Annotated in this window: 17 protein-coding genes and 2 pseudogenes; 7 read left to right on the top strand and 12 right to left on the bottom strand. The window is 66.3% G+C overall.

The window, feature by feature from the left end:
• Positions 1-394: 394 nt before the first annotated feature.
• From NA5_RS05450 to tal, 6 genes are all read right to left on the bottom strand, one after another.
• The gene (locus tag NA5_RS05450; RefSeq protein WP_062982552.1) at positions 395-826 is read right to left on the bottom strand and encodes a TraR/DksA family transcriptional regulator; all 432 of its coding nucleotides are present in this window, start codon (positions 824-826) and stop codon (positions 395-397) included.
• A 305-nt stretch (positions 827-1,131) separates the two neighbouring features.
• The gene (locus NA5_RS05445) at positions 1,132-1,719 is read right to left on the bottom strand and encodes a CBS domain-containing protein (protein ID WP_062982585.1); all 588 of its coding nucleotides are present in this window, start codon (positions 1,717-1,719) and stop codon (positions 1,132-1,134) included.
• A 15-nt stretch (positions 1,720-1,734) separates the two neighbouring features.
• Entirely contained in the window at positions 1,735-2,259 is a 525-nt protein-coding gene (locus NA5_RS05440; RefSeq protein ID WP_063813210.1) for a GreA/GreB family elongation factor, read from the bottom strand.
• Between the two features lie 364 nt (positions 2,260-2,623).
• Positions 2,624-4,147 carry a PucR family transcriptional regulator gene (locus tag NA5_RS05435; RefSeq protein ID WP_062982550.1) on the bottom strand — a complete coding sequence of 508 codons (1,524 nt, stop codon included), beginning with the start codon at positions 4,145-4,147 and terminating at the stop codon, positions 2,624-2,626.
• A gap of 86 nt (positions 4,148-4,233) precedes the next feature.
• Complete coding sequence (locus NA5_RS05430) at positions 4,234-4,518, bottom strand: hypothetical protein (RefSeq protein ID WP_063813212.1); 285 nt, start codon at positions 4,516-4,518, stop codon at positions 4,234-4,236.
• 223 nt (positions 4,519-4,741) lie between these two features.
• Positions 4,742-5,857 (bottom strand): transaldolase, encoded by a 1,116-nt coding sequence (tal, locus tag NA5_RS05425; protein WP_218020055.1) that lies wholly within the window; start codon positions 5,855-5,857, stop codon positions 4,742-4,744.
• Between the two features lie 607 nt (positions 5,858-6,464).
• Here tal and NA5_RS05415 point away from each other — a divergent pair.
• The 5 genes from NA5_RS05415 to NA5_RS05395 all read left to right on the top strand — a co-directional run bounded on the left by NA5_RS05415 (position 6,465) and on the right by NA5_RS05395 (position 11,424).
• Positions 6,465-6,947, top strand: a complete 483-nt coding sequence (locus NA5_RS05415; RefSeq protein WP_084483905.1) for a cation:proton antiporter regulatory subunit — start codon at positions 6,465-6,467, stop codon at positions 6,945-6,947.
• Positions 6,948-6,951: 4 nt separating this feature from the next.
• Complete coding sequence (locus tag NA5_RS05410; protein WP_084483904.1) at positions 6,952-8,241, top strand: cation:proton antiporter; 1,290 nt, start codon at positions 6,952-6,954, stop codon at positions 8,239-8,241.
• Positions 8,242-8,941: 700 nt separating this feature from the next.
• Positions 8,942-9,919, top strand: a complete 978-nt coding sequence (locus NA5_RS05405) for a hypothetical protein (protein ID WP_062982541.1) — start codon at positions 8,942-8,944, stop codon at positions 9,917-9,919.
• 150 nt (positions 9,920-10,069) lie between these two features.
• Positions 10,070-11,122 (top strand): endonuclease/exonuclease/phosphatase family protein, encoded by a 1,053-nt coding sequence (locus NA5_RS05400; RefSeq protein WP_157110240.1) that lies wholly within the window; start codon positions 10,070-10,072, stop codon positions 11,120-11,122.
• Positions 11,123-11,187: 65 nt separating this feature from the next.
• Entirely contained in the window at positions 11,188-11,424 is a 237-nt protein-coding gene (locus NA5_RS05395) for a helix-turn-helix domain-containing protein (RefSeq protein ID WP_062982540.1), read from the top strand.
• 52 nt (positions 11,425-11,476) lie between these two features.
• On the opposite strand, the gene NA5_RS05390 is transcribed toward NA5_RS05395, so the two are convergent.
• Entirely contained in the window at positions 11,477-11,743 is a 267-nt protein-coding gene (locus NA5_RS05390; protein ID WP_062982537.1) for a hypothetical protein, read from the bottom strand.
• Positions 11,744-11,809: 66 nt separating this feature from the next.
• On the opposite strand from NA5_RS05390, the gene NA5_RS43450 reads away from it, so the two are divergent.
• Positions 11,810-11,935, top strand: coding sequence for an Rv1535 domain-containing protein (locus tag NA5_RS43450; RefSeq protein WP_443093734.1), 126 nt, complete (start codon positions 11,810-11,812; stop codon positions 11,933-11,935).
• Between the two features lie 23 nt (positions 11,936-11,958).
• Here NA5_RS43450 and NA5_RS05385 read toward each other — a convergent pair.
• The 3 genes and pseudogenes from NA5_RS05385 to NA5_RS05375 form a co-directional block, all read right to left on the bottom strand.
• Positions 11,959-16,236, bottom strand: a pseudogene (locus NA5_RS05385) (cation-translocating P-type ATPase); the annotation flags it as partial.
• Between the two features lie 9 nt (positions 16,237-16,245).
• Positions 16,246-16,674, bottom strand: coding sequence for a hypothetical protein (locus tag NA5_RS40145; protein WP_062982532.1), 429 nt, complete (start codon positions 16,672-16,674; stop codon positions 16,246-16,248).
• A 358-nt stretch (positions 16,675-17,032) separates the two neighbouring features.
• Positions 17,033-17,998: a hypothetical protein gene (locus NA5_RS05375; RefSeq protein WP_245672105.1), complete on the bottom strand. Its 966-nt coding sequence runs from the start codon at positions 17,996-17,998 to the stop codon at positions 17,033-17,035.
• A 74-nt stretch (positions 17,999-18,072) separates the two neighbouring features.
• Here NA5_RS05375 and NA5_RS42810 point away from each other — a divergent pair, with 74 nt between their 5' ends.
• Entirely contained in the window at positions 18,073-18,201 is a 129-nt protein-coding gene (locus tag NA5_RS42810; RefSeq protein WP_281201693.1) for a hypothetical protein, read from the top strand.
• Between the two features lie 98 nt (positions 18,202-18,299).
• On the opposite strand, the gene NA5_RS05370 is transcribed toward NA5_RS42810, so the two are convergent.
• Positions 18,300-20,246 carry a glycoside hydrolase family 15 protein gene (locus tag NA5_RS05370; protein WP_174555197.1) on the bottom strand — a complete coding sequence of 649 codons (1,947 nt, stop codon included), beginning with the start codon at positions 20,244-20,246 and terminating at the stop codon, positions 18,300-18,302.
• A 46-nt stretch (positions 20,247-20,292) separates the two neighbouring features.
• Positions 20,293-20,440, bottom strand: a pseudogene (locus NA5_RS40140) (helix-turn-helix domain-containing protein); the annotation flags it as partial.
• Positions 20,441-20,451 lie beyond the last annotated feature (11 nt).

Genomic DNA, 20,451 nt, shown 5'->3' with positions numbered 1-20,451 from the left:
CCGCCCAGCAGCCGGAAAGACCATATCCGAGCACGGTGAGGGCGGCGCCGAGTGCGGCCACGCGCGCCTGCACCACGGCAGCGGCTGCAAGGTCGAGGCGGGCCAGTGCCATACCGGCGATGACGAACGGCATCCACGTGATCGTCCACCGACTTCGGACACACGCTGCCCTGGCGTTACTCGCGGTGATGCATCGGCGGCGAGTACCCGGGCGAGGGAATGGGAAGCTGGTACTCAGCCGATGCTGAACGGCTGACGCCCCAGACACCACGGAAGTGAGGGTGGTGGTCGGCCTTGGCTTGGCCGGGTGCCCAGGTAGAGGTGCCACCGGCCTTGCCGCGGACGTTATCCCTGAATGCTGCGGAGAAGGTCCGATGGGGGGTCGGCGGTCACGTCAACGGCACGCGAGGATTTCACGTTCCGCCGACACGTCCGGTCGTGGTGTGCGGAAGACTGTGCGACGCATCGGGCGAGGCCTGTCGGGTGGGCGATGCTGCTGGCAGTCCAGGCACCATTGTGAAGTGGGAATGGTCTGCAATAGGTGGATCGGTATCTCGGCGTGACAGCGGCGGCAGCGGCCGTAACGTCCTGTGGTGATGAGCGTGAGGGTTTCGTCGATGTCGGCCAATGCTTGTCGTGCTGCGTCGGCCAATTTGACGGTGACCTCACGCCTGGCCGTGGCGGCCGTGTTGGCAGGGGCTACGGTGGCGTCGAGTTCTGCGTCGAGTTCGAGCAGCTGCTGCAGGCGGAAGCGGCGTTGCTGGTTGAGCGTCGCTCGCAGGTGGTCGATCAAGCGGTCGCCGGAGGCGATGTGCGCGTGGGCCATTCTGATCTCCTGGGTTGGGCTTGCGATGCGGTCCAGTGAGGAGGGATTGGTCGCCCTAGTAGCGATCCCTGTATGACCACCTCCACGCCATTCGAATATTCGCTGACAAGGCCAGGATCGTTTACATGGAACGGCCGCGCTTGTCCGTCCGCGACAACTGCGGGGCGCCACTTGTCCGATTTCTCCACTCGCGTCCCTGCGGTTTTCGACAGCGGACCTGGGGCTGACATGTGCGCACGGTCGACGGTGTGGTCGAGCCGGGCTGTGGTCGTCGCGCCGCTTACGTCGACTGTTGCGGTTGCGGGTTAGTATCCCGCTGCGCCCACAGCGGCTGGTATGCGCGCGATGGTCACGGTGCGGATACCGGGCACTGTCCAGGTGAGGGCGATGGCGATTCGACGTTCGGATTCGTCGGCGAACCGGCCGGAGATGGTGGCGTGGCCCTCATCGGCGGTGACATGCCAGCGCCGTGCTCCGGTGTATTGATCGAGGAGGTTCTGTGCGTCGGCGGCGAGTGCGTCGTCGGGGGTGAGCATGAGTCGCAACGCGTCGCCGCGGCTGAACATGCCGATCACGAAGCCGTCGGTGTCGACGACCGGCAGACTACGCAGTCCACGCGTTACCAGCCTGCTCAGGGCCTCGGCCAATGCCGCATTGTCGGCGACCGAGACCGCCGGAGTGGTCATTACCGCACTGACCGGGTCGTCGAGTTCACCTGCCCGAAGGAGGTCACCGCTGGTGATTACTCCGATGAGGCGATCGTCCTGGTCGAGAACCGGAATTGCCGCGTAGCCCAGTTCGGCGAGCATCAGCGCCGCCTCCCGCGCCGTGTTGTTGTGCCGCACCGCGATGATCGGCCGTTGCATAACCTCGCATACCCGCATGTTCTTCATTCCGTTCAACTCCGTTCAGCTAGTTACCGGCCGGGCACGAACGGGCAGATCCCGGCTGGACTGTCCTCGTGCTTTTCCGGGGGCCGTCAGCGCGTAGGGGACCGCGTCTAGCAGCGTCACTGCCATGATCGCGCCGCTGGGTGTGTGATAGATACGGCGTTCGCCGGGTCGCGCGCCGGTGATGGCGCTGCCCAGTGGAGATTGCGTGGAGTAGACCTCCATCTCATGGTCTTCGGCTTCCCGTGCTGCGAGCAGGAAGGTCTCGACCTGTTCGGTGTCGTCGTAGCGGACGGTCAAGACCATGCCGGGCTCAGCGATTCCGTCGTCGGGCGGGTTCTGGCCGATGAGTGCGTTGCTGAGCAGATGATGGATCCTGCGGATACGCTCCTGGCGCGCGGAATGCAGAGCCTGGCTACGTGCGTAATCGGCACTGTCCTCATCGGGCATTTCGATATGGCGTTGCGCGAGCAGTTCCTGCAATTCGGTCTGAAGCCGATCATGGGCTTGTGATGTCATCCAGATGCCTGCGCTGCTGGTCATGCTTTGTGTCCTTCCTTTGAGGCCGGGGGTGGAGAGTGTCGTCAGGGGCGGGCCAAGGCGGCGGTGCCGCCCCTGACAACGCGCAAGCCCTGATGTCGGGCCGGGTCCGAGTCGCCGGGACCTACGGGTATCGCGGCGCTCGTGCCGAATCGGATTGGGTTCGCGCGGCGCGTCAGGTCCGTGGCTGGCTGTGTTTTTGGGAGCGCTGGCGGGCTATGGTCGGTGATCAGGCCTATCGATCCTCACCATTTCGCTCCTGCCACCTGCGGCGTTTGTCGACTCCATACTGGCGGGCTGTAGAGGCGATTGGTTGCGCTGATCCGACAATCGAGGCGTGGAGATTTGTGGCGATGGCACAGCACAATCAGTCGTCGTCGGTGACGGTGAGTTCGATCATCATTGCCAGTCGTTTACGGGGGTCGTCCAAGCCGAGGTTGGTCACTTCTGCCATCTTGCGCAGCCGGTTGCGGATGGTGTTCTCGTGCACGCCCAGCTGTGCGGCTGCCTCGACGGGGTCGCCTTGGGCCTGTAACCAGGCACGCAGCGTCGCCACATAATGAGTAGAGTTCGCGCGGTCGTGGCTTCGCAACGCCGACACCGGGCCGCGTGCCGGGATGCGTCCGGAGAGCCCTGCGATGCGCAAACGTTGCAGCAGGATCTCGTCCCACGACTCGTCATAGGCGGGCGGCGCTGCATTCGCTGAGCGGGTCTCGTGCAGAGCTAGGCATTCGTCGGCCTCTCGGCGCGCCAACGACAATTCCGTGGCCTGGGCTACACCGCTGATCCCAGCCAAAACCGTCATCTGGGCCGGTAATGCCGCCTGTAGCTCGGTTATCCAGCGACGTGCCGTCGCCGCCTGATCGGCTGGCAGCACGGTGTAAATGGTGTCCCCGACCAGGGCGCTGCGGCTCGACCGGGACCAGCCGAATCCGGTTGTCGCCCGCTCGAATACCTGGAGCAGCGCGGCGTGCGGCTCGTCAGCGATCCGTGCGCGCAGCGCGATCGCCCGCAAACTCTGCAGCGCCAACCCGAGCCTGCTGGCCACCGTCGCCGCGTCCGCGGCGCCCTCCAACAAGCCGATGACCTGTTCGGATTCCACCTGACGTTCGAGATCCGCGCTGGCCCTCGACCGCAACAGATGCAGGGCCACCGTGCGCGCGCCGTCGGCCAAGGCCACGCGTTGAGTTCCCTGTAGCGGTGCCGGGCACGATACCCACACCGAGCCCAGCAGTTGCCGACCCACCCGTATGGCCACCACCATCCGTCCCGTCACACCGGGTTCTTCCTGCGCAGGAACGAACAACGGTTCATCCGAGACCGCCAAATGTGCGAAGACACCGCGGGCATCGAACACATCCCGCAACCACTGAGGCATCTCCCGGCCGAGGATTGTCTCGACCCGTGCGGGGTCGAGGTGCTGCTGGGGCCTCGAATACGCCAGCACCCGAGACCGGCGGTCCTCGATCGTCACAGCACCCCCGACCGCGTCGGCCAGACTGTCGGCCAATGCGAACAGGTCGGTCGGGCCGCGACCGGCCTCGGTCTCGCGTCCTTCCAGCACCAACCCGTAGACCACTGCGGCCACCTCGCTCCAGGCCACCTCAGGGTCGACCACCATTACCGCAACACCCTCGATCTCCGGCTCCTCCGCGGTCTCCTCGCCCCCACGGATGAGTGCGACGACAGCCCGCGCCGACGCCGCCCAGTCCAGCAGCTCCGACACCGAGCGTGCCCCGATACCCAATAGCACGTCACCGATTTCCGTGGGGTCCTCATCGGCGCCGTGGATCACTACGGTGCGCAATGGGGTAGAACGGGGAACCGAACACAACCGCAGGCGGATCCCGTAGCCGCCGAGTACGTTCGCCAACCGGTCCAATGTCACCATCAGCGGCTCCTGTGTCGAATCGACGGTGCAGCGGGTCCGGTGGCGTGCAGAGTTCGAGTTCGCAGAAGTCGGGGTAGGCAGGATTCTTAGTAGATGCCGAGTCTGCGGCGTAGGTCGTCGGGGTAGTCGCGGTAGGCGGCGGCGACTTCGTCGAGGTAAACAAGGGTAGGGAAGTCGATGACGGGTTGGTGGTCGGCGAGGAATCGCGCGGTGTGTTCGACGATACGTTGTTCGTCGGCGGGGTCGAAGCCGAGTTCTGCGAGGACGTCGGCGTCGACGACGAATTGGGACTCTATGGTGTCGCCGTGGTCGTCGATGCGGACGCGGTATTCGTGGTCGATCACGGGTTCGACGCTGAGGTGCTCGGGCATCGGATCGCACTCCATATCGGTGTCGGTGCGGGTGTCGCGGCTGTTGGGTTCGTACCGAGTGGTCCGCCAGGTCGGTCAGGTGAGCGGGGCTCGATCAGGGCGTTGATGGTGGGGTCGTCGCGGAAGCGACCTCGGCGAAGGGGCGTTCGCGCATGCTTGTGCGGTTTCCGCCCGGCCCGCGCGGCGCCGGTGATCATTGCCTTACCGAGTGCGGGCGTGGCGATCAACGTAGCGACGCGGTCAGAAGGGGCGACAGCTCAGTGGCGAGGTGGTCCCAGCTGGCGTCGAACTTGGCGACCCCGTCGCCTTCCAGGGTGGTGACGATGTCGTCGTAGTCGATGCCGAGCGCGGCGAGCTCGTCGAGCACCTGCCGGGACCGCGGGTAGGTGCCGTGGATGCTGTCGCGGGGGATGTGGCCGTGGTCAGCGACCGCGCGCAGGGTGGCTTCGGGCATGGTGTTGACCACGCCGGGCGCGACGAGGTCGGTGACGTAGCGGGTGTCGTCGTATCGGGGATCCTTCACCCCGGTCGATGCCCACAAGGGGCGTTGCGGGCGTGCGCCCGAGCGTGCCAGCGCCCGCCAGCGTTCGCTGTCGAGGTATTGCTCGTAGAGCTGATACGCCAGCCGCGCGTTGGCGATCGCCGCGGCGCCGCGCAGGGCCGCGGCCTGATGGGTGCCGAGCTTGTCGAGCCGCTGGTCGACCTCGATGTCCACGCGGGACACGAAAAACGATGCCACCGAATGGACTCGCGCGATGTCATGGCCGTTCGCTTGGGCGAGTTCGAGCCCGTCCAGGAATGCCTCGATCACTTGCCGGTAGCGGTGCAGCGAGAACATCAAGGTGATGTTGATGTCGATGCCCTCGGCTAGGCACGCGGTGATCGCCGGTAGTCCTTGCTTGGCGGCGGGGATCTTGACGAACAGGTTGGGCCGGTCCACCAGCCACCACAGTGCGTGGGCTTCGGCGACGGTGCGTTCGGTGTCGTGTGCCAGCCGTGGGTCGACCTCGATCGACACCCGCCCGTCGACCCCGTCGGTGGCGTCGTAGACCGGGCGCAACACATCACACGCCCAGCGCACGTCATAGGTGGTCAGCTCCCGTAACGCCGTGTCGAGATCGACACGGCGCAGCGCCAAGCGTCGTATCTGGTCGGTGTAGGTGTCGCTGCCGGTGATGGCCTTGGCGAAGATGGCCGGATTGGTCGTCACCCCGGTCACATGCTGGTCACCGACCAGGCGAGCCAGGCCGCCGTCGGTCAGCCGCTCTCGGCTGAGGTCGTCGAGCCAGATCGACACCCCAGCCTCGGTCAATGCGGTCAACGGGTCGGACATGAGCATCTCCTTCCAAAGGGTTGTCGACTACGCAGGTGGCCAGATCATCACCAGGGTGGCGGTTTCGTTCGCGATCCTCCGAGCAGGTCTCCTGTATTTCGTGAGCGTCTGTGGTTGCGACAGAGCCATCGAGAGCGGGTGGTCCGGGCGCTGGCGGGGCGGGGATTCGGATCATGAATGTGCTGTACCGCTTGCGTTCACTACCTTCGGTGGTCCATGTGAATTTCTCGGCGGGAAAGCGGACCAGGCCATGACCGGGGCGCCTCCCAAGCATTGGCAGTGCGGGCACGAGAACGCTTTCGGTCTTACCATCGCGGCGGCTGCCGGAATCCCATAATGACGGATACAGAATTTTCGGAGTGCTTAAGAAGGTGTCACCTCCGGCCCATCCTCGACCCACTCTGATCTGCCTGGTCTCCTCGTCATCATGTACACCATGTCCCGCCTGACCGGGACCCGCACCACCCGGCCGGGTGCCAGCCTCTCGCGCCTCCGCCGTGGTGTTCGGTAAACCGATCATCGGCCATCGAGCCGAGCACCAGCCCGCATCCCAGCTCGCGAAGAGGTCACCGACACCGAGTGCCTGCCCGTTTTGTCCGGTTATGGTGGTCGGGTGAATGTTGAGGTGACGCCTTTGCCGGGTATCGGTGTACGCAAGGACTTCCCCTTGAGGGGATCTCGTCGGCGGGTGGGGGTGATCGACCATCGGGACGGCACGATCGATTTGATCGTCAGCAAACCGGACAACCCGGATGTGACCGATCAGATCTCGTTGTCGCCGCGGGAGGCGGCCTTGCTGGCCAACCTGCTTGGTGCCCCGCAGTTGGTGGCGCAGTTGGAGGAAGAGCACCGCGACCTGGACGGGGTCACGACCAAGCAGATGACCGTGCGCAGCGGATCGGTGTATGACGGGCGGCTGTTGGGTGAGACCCAGATGCGTACCCGCACGAAGACATCCATTGTTGCGGTGATGCGGGCAGGGCATGCGTTCGCCTCGCCCGGGCCGGACTTCGTGTTCACGGCCGGTGATGTGCTGGTTGTTGTCGGCACCGCCGACGGTCTAGCGGCTGCCACCAGAGTGCTCACGGACGGCTGAGGCGATGGTGGCTCACGAGACCGCGCTCGCGTTGATTCAGCTGGGCGCGGTGCTTTTCGGGTTGGGTTTGTTGGGGCGGGTCGCGGCGCGGATCGGGTTGTCGCCGATCCCGTTGTATCTGATCGGCGGGTTGGTTTTCGGCACCGGCGGGTTGGTCGAGTTGGACCAGGTGGACGAGTTCATCCATTTGGCCAGCGAGATCGGTGTGGTGTTGCTGTTGCTGCTGCTCGGGCTGGAATACAGCGCCAGTGAGTTGGTGACCGGTATGCGCAGGTCCTGGGCGGCGGGTGTGCTGGACATAGTCCTCAACGCGACTCCAGGGGTGCTGGTCGCACTCGCTTTGGGCTGGGGTTTCACCGGGGCGGTCGCGATGGCCGGAGTGACCTATATCTCCTCCTCGGGCATTGTGGCGAAGGTATTGAACGATCTCGGCAGGCTGGGCAACCGGGAGACGCCGACGATTCTGTCGATTCTGGTGTTCGAGGATCTGGTCATGGCCGGGTATCTGCCGGTGTTGACCGCGGTGCTGGCCGGTGTCGGGTTCGTGGCCGGATTGAAGACGTTGGGGATCGCGTTGGCGGCGGTCACCGTCGTCCTCGTGGTGGCACTGCGATACGGCAAATATGTGTCGATGGTCGTCGACAGTGCGGATCGGGAGATCCTCCTGTTGAAGCTGCTGGGGTCGGCGTTGCTGGTGGCTGGTGTGGCCTCGGCGGTGCAGGTGTCGGCGGCGGTGGGGGCGTTCCTGCTCGGTATCGCGATCTCGGACTCGACCGCGCACAATGCCACCAAGCTGCTCGAGCCGTTGCGGGATCTGTTCGCGGCGTTGTTCTTCGTGCTGTTCGGGTTGAGCACCGACCCGGCCAGTATTCCCCCCGTGCTGGGGTGGGCGTGTCTGCTGGCGGTGGTGACGACAGCGACGAAGGTGGCCACCGGTTGGTGGGCGGCCAAACGTGCCGGGGCGTCGCGCTATGGGCGGGCGCGGGCGGGGACGGCGCTGGTCGCGCACGGTGAGTTCTCCATCGTCATTGCCGGGTTGGCGGTTACCGCGGGCGCGGTCCCGGCCGAGTTCGCCGCGATGGCAACGACCTACGTGCTGCTGATGGCGGTGCTGGGGCCCATCGCCGCGCGCGTCGTGGAACCGATCATGGCCTGGCGTAGCAACAAACCCGCTCGCATGCCCGACACCAGCGGTGCTGCGCCTGATACCGGTGCCGCGGTGGAAGGATCACGGTTCGATGAGGCGGGCGCGAATGGCGTAGCGGGTCAACCGAGTCCAGACCGAAGTCGTTGAAGTACTGGTCCACGTCGCTCTCAGCCGGTCCAACACCCAGCCGACGGGCAGGCATCCAGGGTTACGAATGGCACGCCATGCATTCTTGCGAGTTCCATACATGCGGACCAACGCGGTAGCGAAGATCGTGCTGGAGTCCAGCGTGACCGCGCGGATGGCCGGGGCGGACGCCGATGGTGAGACAGTGATCTGCTGTCAGACGGGCGTAGCGACTATGTCAGCGCAGGGCCCAAAAGCTTTGTGCCAGAGTCCATCCGGCGCTGACTACCACTCCGCCGCAATTGCTGTGGTGTTATTTACGAGGACAGTAGGCCCAGCCTCGCGAGGGTGATGCGGCCGGTGTCGGCCAGTCTGGCACCGGCGCTGGATAGAGCGGTTGCCGCAATCACCTGGCGCAGGCACGTCTCCTCGCGTCGGCGAGGATGCATCAGGGTAAATTCTATACGGAATGCGTTGGGGGAGAGGCAATTGCGACAGGGGGTGCGGCGCAGTGGGCGGTACTTATCGGTGGCCGGGCGGTGCCGCGAGACTCGGCTGCTCGGGATTCGGCGAGCCCATCACGATGGCCGCCTGGATTGATGTGAACCCCGGCTGCTCTGACACTTCATCCTGTAGTCAGACCCGGCTGACTCAGTCGAACACGAAAAACGCAGCTACACAACTGATTCCGATGCGAGCAGGAAGAGGCCGCCGTCTCCTCATGACTGAATCCGTCACCGCCGCTTTCGCCGCCCGCCGCGACCTGGTCGGGCAGCTGCGTGAGCAGGCTGTCGCCGTCTTCTACGACCCGTCCGCCGCACACTCTCCGGCCGAGACCACCGCGCTCATGTGGAGCCTGGCCGGTGAGCTCACCAGCGGAGATATCCTCGCCCAGCGCCAGATCTACTGGGCCGCGCTGGTGTGGGGGATACGGCAGGTGCCCGCCGACATCGACGAGATTCTCTCCGGCGCGCCCGCCGCACCGTTGGGTGAGGCGGTCGCCGCGCTCGTCGCCGCCGAGGCCTGCGCGGTCACCGAACCGTCCGACGCCGAGCAGTGGATCCTGGCCCGCGACCATGCCCGAGTTCTCGTCATGGACCCTGATGCCAGAACTGGATTCGCCGGTGCTGCATTGTTGTTCGGCGCGCTGGGACGTGCGCGCCGACGCATACTTGCCGAGGGGGCATTCCCGCACCATTGCGCACTTGTGTTGTGGCTTGCCGCGGCGATATACCGCAGTCGCGACGCGCGTTGGACCGCTACGGAGCTGGGGTCGGGCAACGGATGGGTCCTGACCGACCACCACGACCGCGTCGATGGCCCCGGCAAGCGCACCTATCACTTCGATTTGCCCGGCGCGCAGGAGTACGTGTTCACCGAGCGGTACGCAACCTGCAGGCGGGTGCTGGCGCCGCGGATCGCGGCGGGGCAGAACCTCGAGCCGGTTACCGGCGCGTACCTGCGGTATCTGATCGCGGTGGACACCGACACCCGCACCGGGATCTTTTTCGTGCCAGGGGAATTCACCGAAGTCGAGTACAAGGCGTGCGCCTTCGAAGCCCTAGGGGCCAATCTTGGGTCGACGCTGCACGTGCACTCCGACTGTCAGGTGTTCCGCGCCGCGGACGTGGTGTGGCAGGAGCTGGCCGCGCAAGATCCGCACGACCCCGATGCTGAACCGAAAGCGGGTTTTCAGTGAAATTATCTATACGCCAAATCATTTCGGCTTCAGTGGGGTGAAGATCACGCTGTCCCCGATAGCGCGACAGGCGGCACTGTCGACCGCCGACCACGGCGTCGAAACACCGCTCGCAATCGTTGGCCTGTAGATGGAGGCCATGATGGGTTGATGAGGCGAAGCGACGATGACTTGGGGGCGGCGAGGGCGAGCGGGGCGCTGGAGGCTCGTTCGGAGATTTCCTCCGCCGCATCCGCTACACGCGAGATCAGGGTGCTTGCACTGAATACGTGGCACAGCGGCAGCAAAGTCTCCAATGGTACTCAGCTGATCACCGATCTCATTATCTCGACACAGGCCTCGATCGTGCTGCTCTCGGAGGCAACCGAAGCGACCACAACCGTCGCGGCCGAACTGGCGCGGCGGGGGCACGAGTTCAACGCCGTCCCCTCGCACGACACCGGAATTCTGTCGGTGTTTCCGGTCGAGGACAGCGCCGATCTGCGATGGATGGTCAAGGCGCGGTTGAACATCGACGGAAAGCGCCTCACCGCCTACTCCGCGCATCTGGAGTATCGCTGGTATGCCTGCAACCTGCCCCGAGGGTACGGGCCCGGGGTTCCGGCGCCGGGGGAATTCGCCGAGCACGAATGGAACATGCTGCCGCACGGCCCAGTGACCGACCCCGCCGCGATCCAGCGCATCAACGCGGCCTCGGGTCGCCCCGAGGTCATCAGCGACTTTCTCGCCGACGCGAAAGCCGAGATCGCCGACGGGTCTTCGGTCATCATGGGTGGCGACCTGAACGAGCCGTCCCTACTGGATTGGACTCCCGCCACGGCGAAGTTGTTCGACCACAACGGCGTGGTGCTGGCATGGGAGACCACTCGACGTCTACGAGAAGCCGGTTTTATCGACGCCTATCGATCGATGTATCCGGACCCGGTCACCCATCCCGGGCTGACCTGGCCCTCGGACAACGTCGATGTGGATGTCTCCGAGCTCGCCTGGGCACCTGAGGCCGACGAACGCGACCGCGTCGACTACATCTTCGCTCATGGCGCCGCGCTGCGGCTGTCTGCCGTCGGCATCATCGGCCCCCGCGGGTCCATCGTGCGCGGTACCCGACTGCAGGAACCAAGCCAGGACAATTTCCTCGCCACGCCAGCACGGTGGGGCAGCGACCACAAAGGCATCTTCGCGACATACCACCTCAGCGACTGACTGTTGAGGAGGATCACGGGGCGTGACACGGGCTAGCTTCCCCCGATGCCGAGCGCGCCAGCAGCATGATGCAGGCATGCTCGCCGGGCACCGGCTTCGAACCCAGCCGCGAAGCCGCGAACTGTGTGCGACTGCGCAACTGCCCGTTCCACCCGCTGGCAACCACCGCCCCCGACTTGGTGTGCGGTCTCAACCATGGCTTCTGCTCGGGCATGCTCACCGGTCTGGGCACCGACAGGGTGCACGCGGTACTCGCCCCACGCGACGGCGAATGCTGCGTCGAAGTGCGCGCGAAAACCTGAACCACGCATCACCGATGCACGATCCGACCGATCACCGCGCACGCTGGCTGATCTAAGCGTCTTCGAGGGCTTCGCCGATTTCGTGGGCGACGCGGTTGTGCTGATCCTGCACCAGCCAATGACCGGCCGCGAGGGCAACCGCGACGGGCCATTCGATGATCTCGGCCGCGGCCAGCGCGCTGAGCGCACCGTAGTAGGCCAGGTGCTCGGGCCGAGGGAGGCGGACTCGGCCGATCACCGGCAGGTCCACCGCGAAACCCTGCGCCGCAAGCACCCGATCCACGGCGTTTCCGTGGCTTGTCGGCGAATTTTCGGCCATTTGTTGCCTCCCGGTCATGTTGTCTTCGCGAATGCGACGCCTGGGTTCCGCACGGTGGATGGTGTGATGAGAACTGCTGCAGGTGTCGGCTCGGAGCCGTTGACAGGCGCGTTGACGCAGGTGCTGACCGTGCCGTTGCGCGAGTTGTATGCGGTGCTGTGGCGCTTGGGCGTCATCGAGATCGTCGACTGATCAACGCGTGGCCGACCGCCCGAGGTGAACAGACGCGGAGCTACGGCTGCGACGGCGGTCGCGACGGCGGCGGTCGACAATGCCTGGAACCAGCCGACCGGACCGAGCGGCGTGCTGCCGAGCACTTGGCTAACTCCCGGCGTGCTGATCAGCGCGCCGAGCGCCAACAGTGAGCCGACCGCGGTGCCTACCACCAGCGGGCTGTGCGAGTCGATGAGCGTCTGTCCCAATTGTGTCGCGACCAACGCCACCAGCGCGACCGTCGACGCGCGCCGCCGTCGTCCGGTCAATCTGGCCAACACCCATGCGCTCATCGCGGCGGAGGCGGTCGTCGCACCGCGCACCGCCACCGTCCGCCACAACGCGGCCCGGTCGGGCCCCCGGCCGGAATATCGCAGCGCGGCACTCGGCGGGCTGACCGCGAGGGCGGCGGCTGGCAGCGCATCGGTGAGGATATTGACCAGCAGCAATTGGCGAGTATTCAGCGGCGTCCGGCCGGTGAGTGCAGTACCAGCGATCGCGAAAGCCACCTCGCCCGCATTGCCCCCGAGCAGCACGGCTACCGCCGCCTGCACCCGCCGCCACAGTTGGCGGCCCTCATCGATGGCGTCCAACAGCGAACGGATCCGTCCGTCCAGCAGCATGACGTCCGCCGCGCCGCGGGCGGGTTCGCTGCCACGCGCTACGACGCCGATGCCGACGGTCGCGGTGCGGATTGCCGCCGCGTCGTTGGAGCCGTCACCGACCATCGCGCACACGTGACCCAGCCGCTGGATTGTCTCGACGATCTGCACCTTGTGCTCGGGTGACATCCGGGCGAACACCCGTCGGCTCTGCACCGCCTGCTCCTGTTCGCGCCGAGACAGCGACTCCCATTCCGGCCCGTCGATCACCTGATCGTCGTCGAGGGGCATGCCAACTTCGGCGGCGATCGCGGTGGCCGTTATGGGGTGGTCACCGGTGATCAGTCGCACCCCGATGCCGCGGTCGGCCAACTCGGCCAGTACCTCGGTCGCGTCCGCGCGTGGTGTGTCCGATAGGCCGAGCAATCCGACGAACCGCAGTCCACCGCTGGACAATTCGGCGAAGAAGTCGGCCTCGTCACGTACCGATTGTGCCCGCGATGCCGAAAGCTGCCGGGTGGCAACGGCAATTACCCGCAGCCCTTCGGCGGCCATCTTGCGTACCTGCCGCTGTACCTCGTCATCGGCGTCCGCGCATGCCGCGAGCACCACCTCCGGTGCCCCTTTCACCGACAACTGTTCGCCGCACACGGATGCCGAGAACGGGCGACCCGACCGGAACGGCAAATACGCCGTCGACCCGCCGCGGTCCAGGTGTTGCGCGGCCTCGGCCACCGCGCGGTCGGTCGCGTGTTCGTGCGGCTCGCCGTTGACCAGTGGCGTAGCCCGGACGGCGTGGACGAGCACATCGTCGTCGGACCATCCGCTCGCCGCATGCACCCTGGTCACACGCAGCCGGTTCTCGCTGAGCGTCCCGGTCTTGTCGAAGCACACCACATCGACACGGCCGAGCGCCTCGACCGAGCGCGGACTGCGCACCAGCGCGCCCGCACGGGTGAGTCGCCGCGCCGATGCTTGTTGAGCCAGTGTCGCGACCAGCGGCAGCCCTTCCGGAACGGCGGCCACGCTCACGGCCACACCGCTGCTGACGGCCTGCCGCAGACCGGTGCGCCGCAACAGTCCGAGCGCGGTGACCAAACCGCCGCCGACGAGGCTGAACGGCCACGCCTTGTTCGTCAGATCTTTGAGCTGGGTCTGCAGGCCCGCGGCCGAGCCGTCCGTGTGCGGGGCCGCTGCGGCGCCACCCGCCTGCGTCTGCTGACCGACGGCGGTGACGATCGCGACCGCGGTTCCCGCGACCACTGTCGTGGTGGCGAACAGCATGCAGGCCCGCTCGGCGACGGGCGCTGCCGGTGTGGCCTCGACCTGCTTGGCCACCGGCAGCGACTCCCCGGTCAATGACGACTCGTCGACTTCCATGTCGAGGGCTTGGATGAGCCGCGCGTCGGCGGGCACCACTTCACCGGGCCGCACCTCGATGACGTCGCCGGGGCGCAAGTCGACGGCATGGACCGTCGTATAGCGATCGGCGCCGACCACCTTGCGGGCCGGAGGGTCCTGCGCGGCCAGCAGGTGTCGCAGTAGCCGTTCGGCCCGGATCCGCTGGGTCGCGGCCAGGACCGCGTTCCCAGCGAGCACCGACCCGACCAGGATCGCGTCGACGGGCGAGCCGAGCACCGCGCTGGCCGCCGATCCCACCGCCAGTACCGGGATCAGCGGGTCGGACAGCTCGTCGCGCATCGCGACGGCGAAATCCGACACCGCCCGGCGTACCGGATCGATGACCGAGCGTGCGGGTCGGGCAGTCGATGCCAGCCGCGACAGCTTGCGTGCTCGGTCGGATTGCGGCGGCGGCAGCACACGACGCACCTGGTCGACAGACATGGCGTGCCACTCGTGCACGCTCGCGGCGGGCGGTGGTGGCACCCTCAGCGCTCGGCTGGCGAGCCGGTAGCCCGTCCATGCGCCTGCGGCGGCCCCGGCGGTGACCGGAGCCAAGCCTCGGCTCCGCACTCCGGGAATCATCAGCAGTGCACCCAAAAGAGAAGCGCCGGTGGCGATTTCGACGCCGCGTTCACTGGCTTGGCGGGCTGCGGGCAACGCGTGCACGATCCGCCATACGCTGTCCAGGTCGTCGACGAGCACGTCGGCGTGCCACGGCGGTGGCCCGCCCGCGGTGACGCCGATCGCGACATCGGCGTCGGCCAGTGCCTGTGCCGCGGAACGCGACACCACCGCGACCGTGCGGCCTTCCCGCTGCAACCGGTGCACCGCGCTGGTGAGCGCTTCGTCGACGGAGTCGTGCACCGGATCGAGGTCGTCGAACGACGGGCGCAGATCGTCGAGCGTATCGACGTCGACCGACACCGCCTCGGCACCGCTGCGGCGCACTTCGCCGAGCACCGCCGAAGCGAGCGGGTGATGCGCGTACCGCACCAGCACCGCGCTACCGCTGCCGGTCACCGCCCGTGCCACCGGCTGCCATCCGGGTTGCCATGCGCCGCAGTCCAATTGGTCCTGTGCCCACTGCCATACCGCCGTACGCTCGTGCTCGGGCACGTCGCGGATGCGCGCAACCCGCAGTTCGTCGCAGCACAGTGCCCGAGGGTCGAAGACCACGGCATCGACCCGGTCCAGGCGCCGGAACACGCGAGGCCGCAAGGGCAGCACGCCATGTCGTTCGGCCAGCCCGCGGGCGAGTGTCGCGGCGAACGATTCCCGGCTGGTGCGGGTTGCTTTGGGCGCCCCGACCGTGACGGCGGTGGCGGCCGCGGCGAGGTCGGCGGTGATAAGACCGATCGCCGGTGCGGCAGCCGCCTGCACCAGTCCGCTGCGGTCCCCATGGCGCTCGACCGGTCCCGGCGGCAGCGGCATCGGCCGGTCACCGGGCCGGACACGGTCGATACACGTCGCATGCGGCGCGAACCCGGGTTCGCGGCGTTGCCAGATGGTGGCGGCGGCGCGGGTCTCGGCGGCCTTCGACAGGTGGATGAACAAATCGACGCCCAGCGACGCCGGTAATTGGGTGAGCGTGTATATGGCCGCCGTGGCAAGCGCGATCGCGGTATCGGCGGCGTTGGTGCCGAGGCGCTGTTCCACGGCGCGACGCAGCCGTGGCTGGTAATCGACCAGCGCGACAATGGCATTGAGACTTGTTGGCAATCGCCGCAGACCGACCACCCGGCCGGCCAGCGCGACGCCGATGCCAGCGGTGTTCATCGCCGCCGCGACCATGCTGCATGCCAGCACGATGCCGTCGGCGGGCAGGTCTACCGGCGGGTGTCCGGAATCGGGGTGTCGGTTCTCGGCCGCGGTCACCACGTCGCACAGCTCGTCGACGGTTGTCGTTTCGTCCACCTCGACGATGACGCGCGACAGCGGGTAGTTGAGGGTCGCCGAGCGCACACCACGATGCGCGCGCAGTGCGGCGAGGACCGCGGAGCCGACATCGTCGTCCGGCTCGCGCTCGGAGAGGCCGTGTACTTCGATCCAGCAGCGGTTGTCGCCGCACCAACGGCGCCGGGAGGGCTTACCGCCGAGCAGTTCCGTCGCGGCTTCGGTGATCGCACCGACCACGCGGTCGGAGGCCATCGTGCGCACCGGCGAGGTCGCGAGTTCCACGCCAGCGGCAGTGACGACCACAGTGGACCGCACACCCGCGCCGAGAGCGCGCAGAGGCAATGCGACGGAGGTCCGTACCAGTCGGCTGAGGTCCACCGTCGCCAGCTAACGCTTGCTCGGCGAGCGCCGCGACCGCGCCGCGCTCTGGGGCGTGGGGACAACGTCTTCGTCGCCTCGGCCGGGCGTTGGACCGCCGTCCGGCGGCGGCTCGAGCTGACCGGCACGACCGGCAGCATCGGGCTCCGAGTACCTGCCGGGCTGGCGACCGAGCTGCCGGACCACCAGGGCGGCGCCTCCCACGCCCAGCAGCACCGGCCAGTCCACCAAACCAGTGGCGCCGATCGCCGCCAAGGTCAGGGCGGCTGCCGGTGTCGAGTGGCTGCCTCTGCTCAGCCCGTTCTTCACACCGACCGCGGCGCCCTGTACGCCGCCCATCACGCCGTTGACGGCGGCGCCGCCCACCGCCCCGGCCGCAGCCGCTGTCGCGTCGGCCGTCCAGGTGATCATGTGTATCGCGCCTTCGGAAATGTTCATAGATTCACTCCGTCGCGTTCACCGAATAGGCACTAACGAGCAAACCGGAGTTTACTCCCCGAGAAGTTGACAGAGAGCGACGGTAGGCTCCATATCTCCAAATCCGCCGCCAAGGGAATGGCGCCTGCCAATGCGCGACGGCAACCTCACCGCATTCGCGTGGGCGGAAATGTACCCGCCCGCATAAGTGTCTCCGGGCTGGAGTCGTGGATCGCCTGGCTACCCTTCGCAATCGGTTTCTCCTGATCGATTCGAAATCCCGTGAAATCGTGAAAGTTCCAGTTGCGGAACCGGTCGGAGCGACGGACGTCACAGAGAACCAGCGATCGTTGTCGCGAGTAGGACGAAGCGGATCCGCTCAACGGTTGGGCGTGAACGGTTCGGTGCCGAGAACCAGGCGCAGCCCCGAGATACCGGAATGTGCTCGGGCGTAGGCCAGTTCGCGGCTGATGTCACCGATGTTGTTGACGATGGGAAGCGAAATGGTGAGCGTTGACAGCGTGCCGAGCGCATAGCCGTCGTGGTCGAGGAAGGCGCTGCCGCTGTCGCCCGGAATGCCGGGGATGGGCGCGAGAAATGCGTGGGTCCAGCCACCGGCAGCGACATCATCGATCTTGCTTTCCGCGACCTGAGGGGACAGGCTGGCGATCCCGCCACGCAGAATGGAGTTCCAATAGCTGTAGAGGTGGTCCCCGGCATTCGTTCCGCTGGAGTTGATGCCGACCGGTCCGCCCCAGTGCGGCAGGCTCGGATTGACTTGAACGGCGTCCTCCGGCGCGAGCCGCACCAGCGCGAAGTCGTTGTAGGCGCAGGTATTGCGGTCCTGCTCGCGTGTTTCCTGCATGGTCAGCCAACTGCTGTACGCGAGCTGACCGGTGGCGGTCCTCGCCCCGAACATCGGTGACCCGTTGGGCTTGAAACTCACGGGGGTTCCCAGCGGCAGGCTACCGGCGGTGCAGCCATTGGTATCGATGACCTGTCCAGCGGTGGCGCAGTGGGCAGCCTGGCCGATGTACACGTGGCCGGTGTCATCGACGAAGACGTAGTTCGCCGTGCATGGCGCCGCGCCGTGGGTATAGGTCTGTGTCCCGGGGGTGATCGCGGCGGAAGTGGCGGGTGCCCATTGATGTCCGGCCTGGTCGGCGGCAACGGTCGTCTCGTAGCTGGTGAAGGCGAAGTCCGACCGTCGCGGCGAAGCATGGTTGTCCGCTGTGCTGTCGGTGCCGGGCTGGCTGCCCCAGCCGGTGGCCAGGTACATGCCCGTCACGGCAAGGACGCAGGTCGCCGGAATGGCGAATGCGCGGCGAAAACTGGACAGCAGCATGGATGGTCTCCTAACGGTTGTGAGGTTGACGATCTAGTGCCGGGTGCGATCGGCCATTGCGCAAACTTGTGGCGATGCTCGAACCTGTTTCAGGGCCCGACAGGCGGCTGCTGTATAAAACCCCGGACTATCAGCTAATTGAAATTGATTCGTTTGCCATGGCGATGTTGTCGATCATTGCCCAGAAGTCGATCAAACACTGAGGGGAAAGCTAGCAAATTCTCGGCATCGCTAGCTGAACCGGCTCGTCGGAGAGCACGTCGAACGCATCCGTAGATCAGCCAGATGGACGGCACGAGGGTCAGCGGTGCATGTATCCGAGGGTGAACGAGGCATCGTCCAGCCGTGGGGCGATCGATTCCCCGCCGAGTGCCTGCCGCAGGATGGCTTGTTCGTCCTGGATGACGTGCATTACGGCGTTGATCAAGGCGAGGTGGGTGAACGCCTGGGGATAGTTGCCCCAGTGCCGCCCGGTTCGGGGGTCGATCTCCTCGGCATAGAGGCCGAGGGGGCTGGCGTAGGCAAGCAGTTTCTCGCACAGCTGTTTGGCTCGTGTCTTCTCGCCGATCTCCGACAGCGCCGACACCAGCCAGAACGAGCAGATCGTGAAGGCCCCTTCTTCCCCTGGGCATCCGTCGTCGGTTTCACTGACGCGGTACCGCAATACGAGGCCGTCCTCGGTCAGCTCGTCGGCGATGGCCAACACCGTGTTGCGCACCCGCTCGTCGTCCGGCGGCAGGAAACGAACCAGCGGGATGAGCAGAGTCGAAGCATCCAGCGCCGTGCTGCCGTAGTACTGGGTGAACACCTTCCGCGAGTCGACCGCGTGAGTGCAGATGTCGGCGTGTATGTCGTCCGCGGCCTGTTGCCAGCGATGCGCGCGTTCGAAGTCCTGGTGGATCCGGGCCAGTCGGGCGCCGCGATCGGCGGCAACCCAACACATCACCTTGCTGGAGGTGAAATGTTGGGGCTCTCCCCGTACTTCCCAGATGCCATGGTCGGGCTCGCGCCAATAGGTGAGTGCGCTTTTGACCGCGCGCCCCAGCACCAGCCATGCTCGCGCGTCGATCTGGTCTTGGTTGCGGGCGTAGAGATAGACCGCGTCCAGGGCAGCGCCCCACACATCGTGCTGGCGTTGCCGGTAGGCGTCGTTGCCGATACGTACGGGGCTGGCATTTTCGTAGCCGCGTAGGTGGGTGAGAGTCTGCTCGGTGAGATCGCTTTCGCCACTGATGCCGTAGACGATCTGCATGTCCCGGACGTCTTCGGTCAAGCTGATGATGTAGGAGAAGAAGTCGTTCGCCTCCCAACTGAAGCCCAGTGTGTACAGGCCCCACAGCGCGAAGGCGGAGTCGCGTATCCACGAGTAGCGGTAGTCCCAATTACGTTCTCCGCCTGGGGTTTCGGGCAATGACGTGGTAGCGGCGGCACTGATGGCGCCGGTGGGTGCGAAGGTCAGCCCCTTGAGGGTCAGCGCGCTGCGGGTGAGCTGGGCAGCCCACGGGTGGTCCGGAAACCGCCCACCCGCCAGCCAGTGCCGCCAATGGTGGATTGTCCGCAGCAGCCGTTCATCGGCTTCGTCGGCGGTGCCAGGCGCGTCGCAACTACCCCAGGACAGCGCGCAAAAGCGTGTGTCGCCCGCCTGCAGCAGGGTGCGCGCGAGCGCGTGCGTCCCTTCCAGCCCCAAGCGCATGTCGGTGGTCAGCGTCAGCCGCAGATCGATCCCATCTGCGCTGGCCTGTGCGACGTGATAGCTGTCGAGGTATTCCCAATGAGCGCGATACCTGCCGTAGTCGAACGACGGCTGGCAGTCGAGCATGAACTGGATTTGCCCGGTCTCACAGTGCACCGTCCGCAGCAGAATGTGCTCGGCATCGTAGTCGGTGGGGGTTCGACGATGGGCGCTGCGTCCGGGTGTCTGGTGCCGCCATGGCCCGACCAGCAGCACATCGCGGACCGTCGCCCATCCTTCGCCGCTGCGCCAACTCGTCTCCATGACCATCGTGCCGGGGACATAGCGGCGATCGGTGGGCACCATGAAGTCGGCGGGGCCGAACCGGAACGAACCGGCGGAACGATCGAGTATGGCCGCGAAGACACTGGGGGAGTCGATGCGGGGCAGACACATCCACTCGATGGCTCCGCTGGGCGCGATCAGTGCGGTGACCTCACAGTCGGAGATGAAACCGTAGTCGTCGATGCGCGGGTACGCCGTGAGTTGCGGCGTGCGTTCGCTGTCGTCGTCCATGCGGTGCTCCATCGTCATCTCGGCGCTGAAAAATCCGGCCGGGCGCGCGGGTGGACAGTGGGCCGTCGAGTTCCTTGCGCAGCTGAGCGATGTGCGTCGGGACGCCCGCGTCGGACATCCCCAGCTCTGGCCGCCGCATGGACGGATCCGAGCCGCACCACAGTCGAGTAGGCCCGAAGCTGGGCGGGCGTCACAGCCCGAGTCT

Origin of the sequence: Nocardia anaemiae NBRC 100462 (assembly GCF_001612725.1) — a bacterium.
GTDB classification, from domain to species: Bacteria; Actinomycetota; Actinomycetes; order Mycobacteriales; family Mycobacteriaceae; genus Nocardia; species Nocardia anaemiae.
Note: the sequence above shows the minus strand (reverse complement) of the source record. Positions and strands in the feature narration are given on the sequence as shown.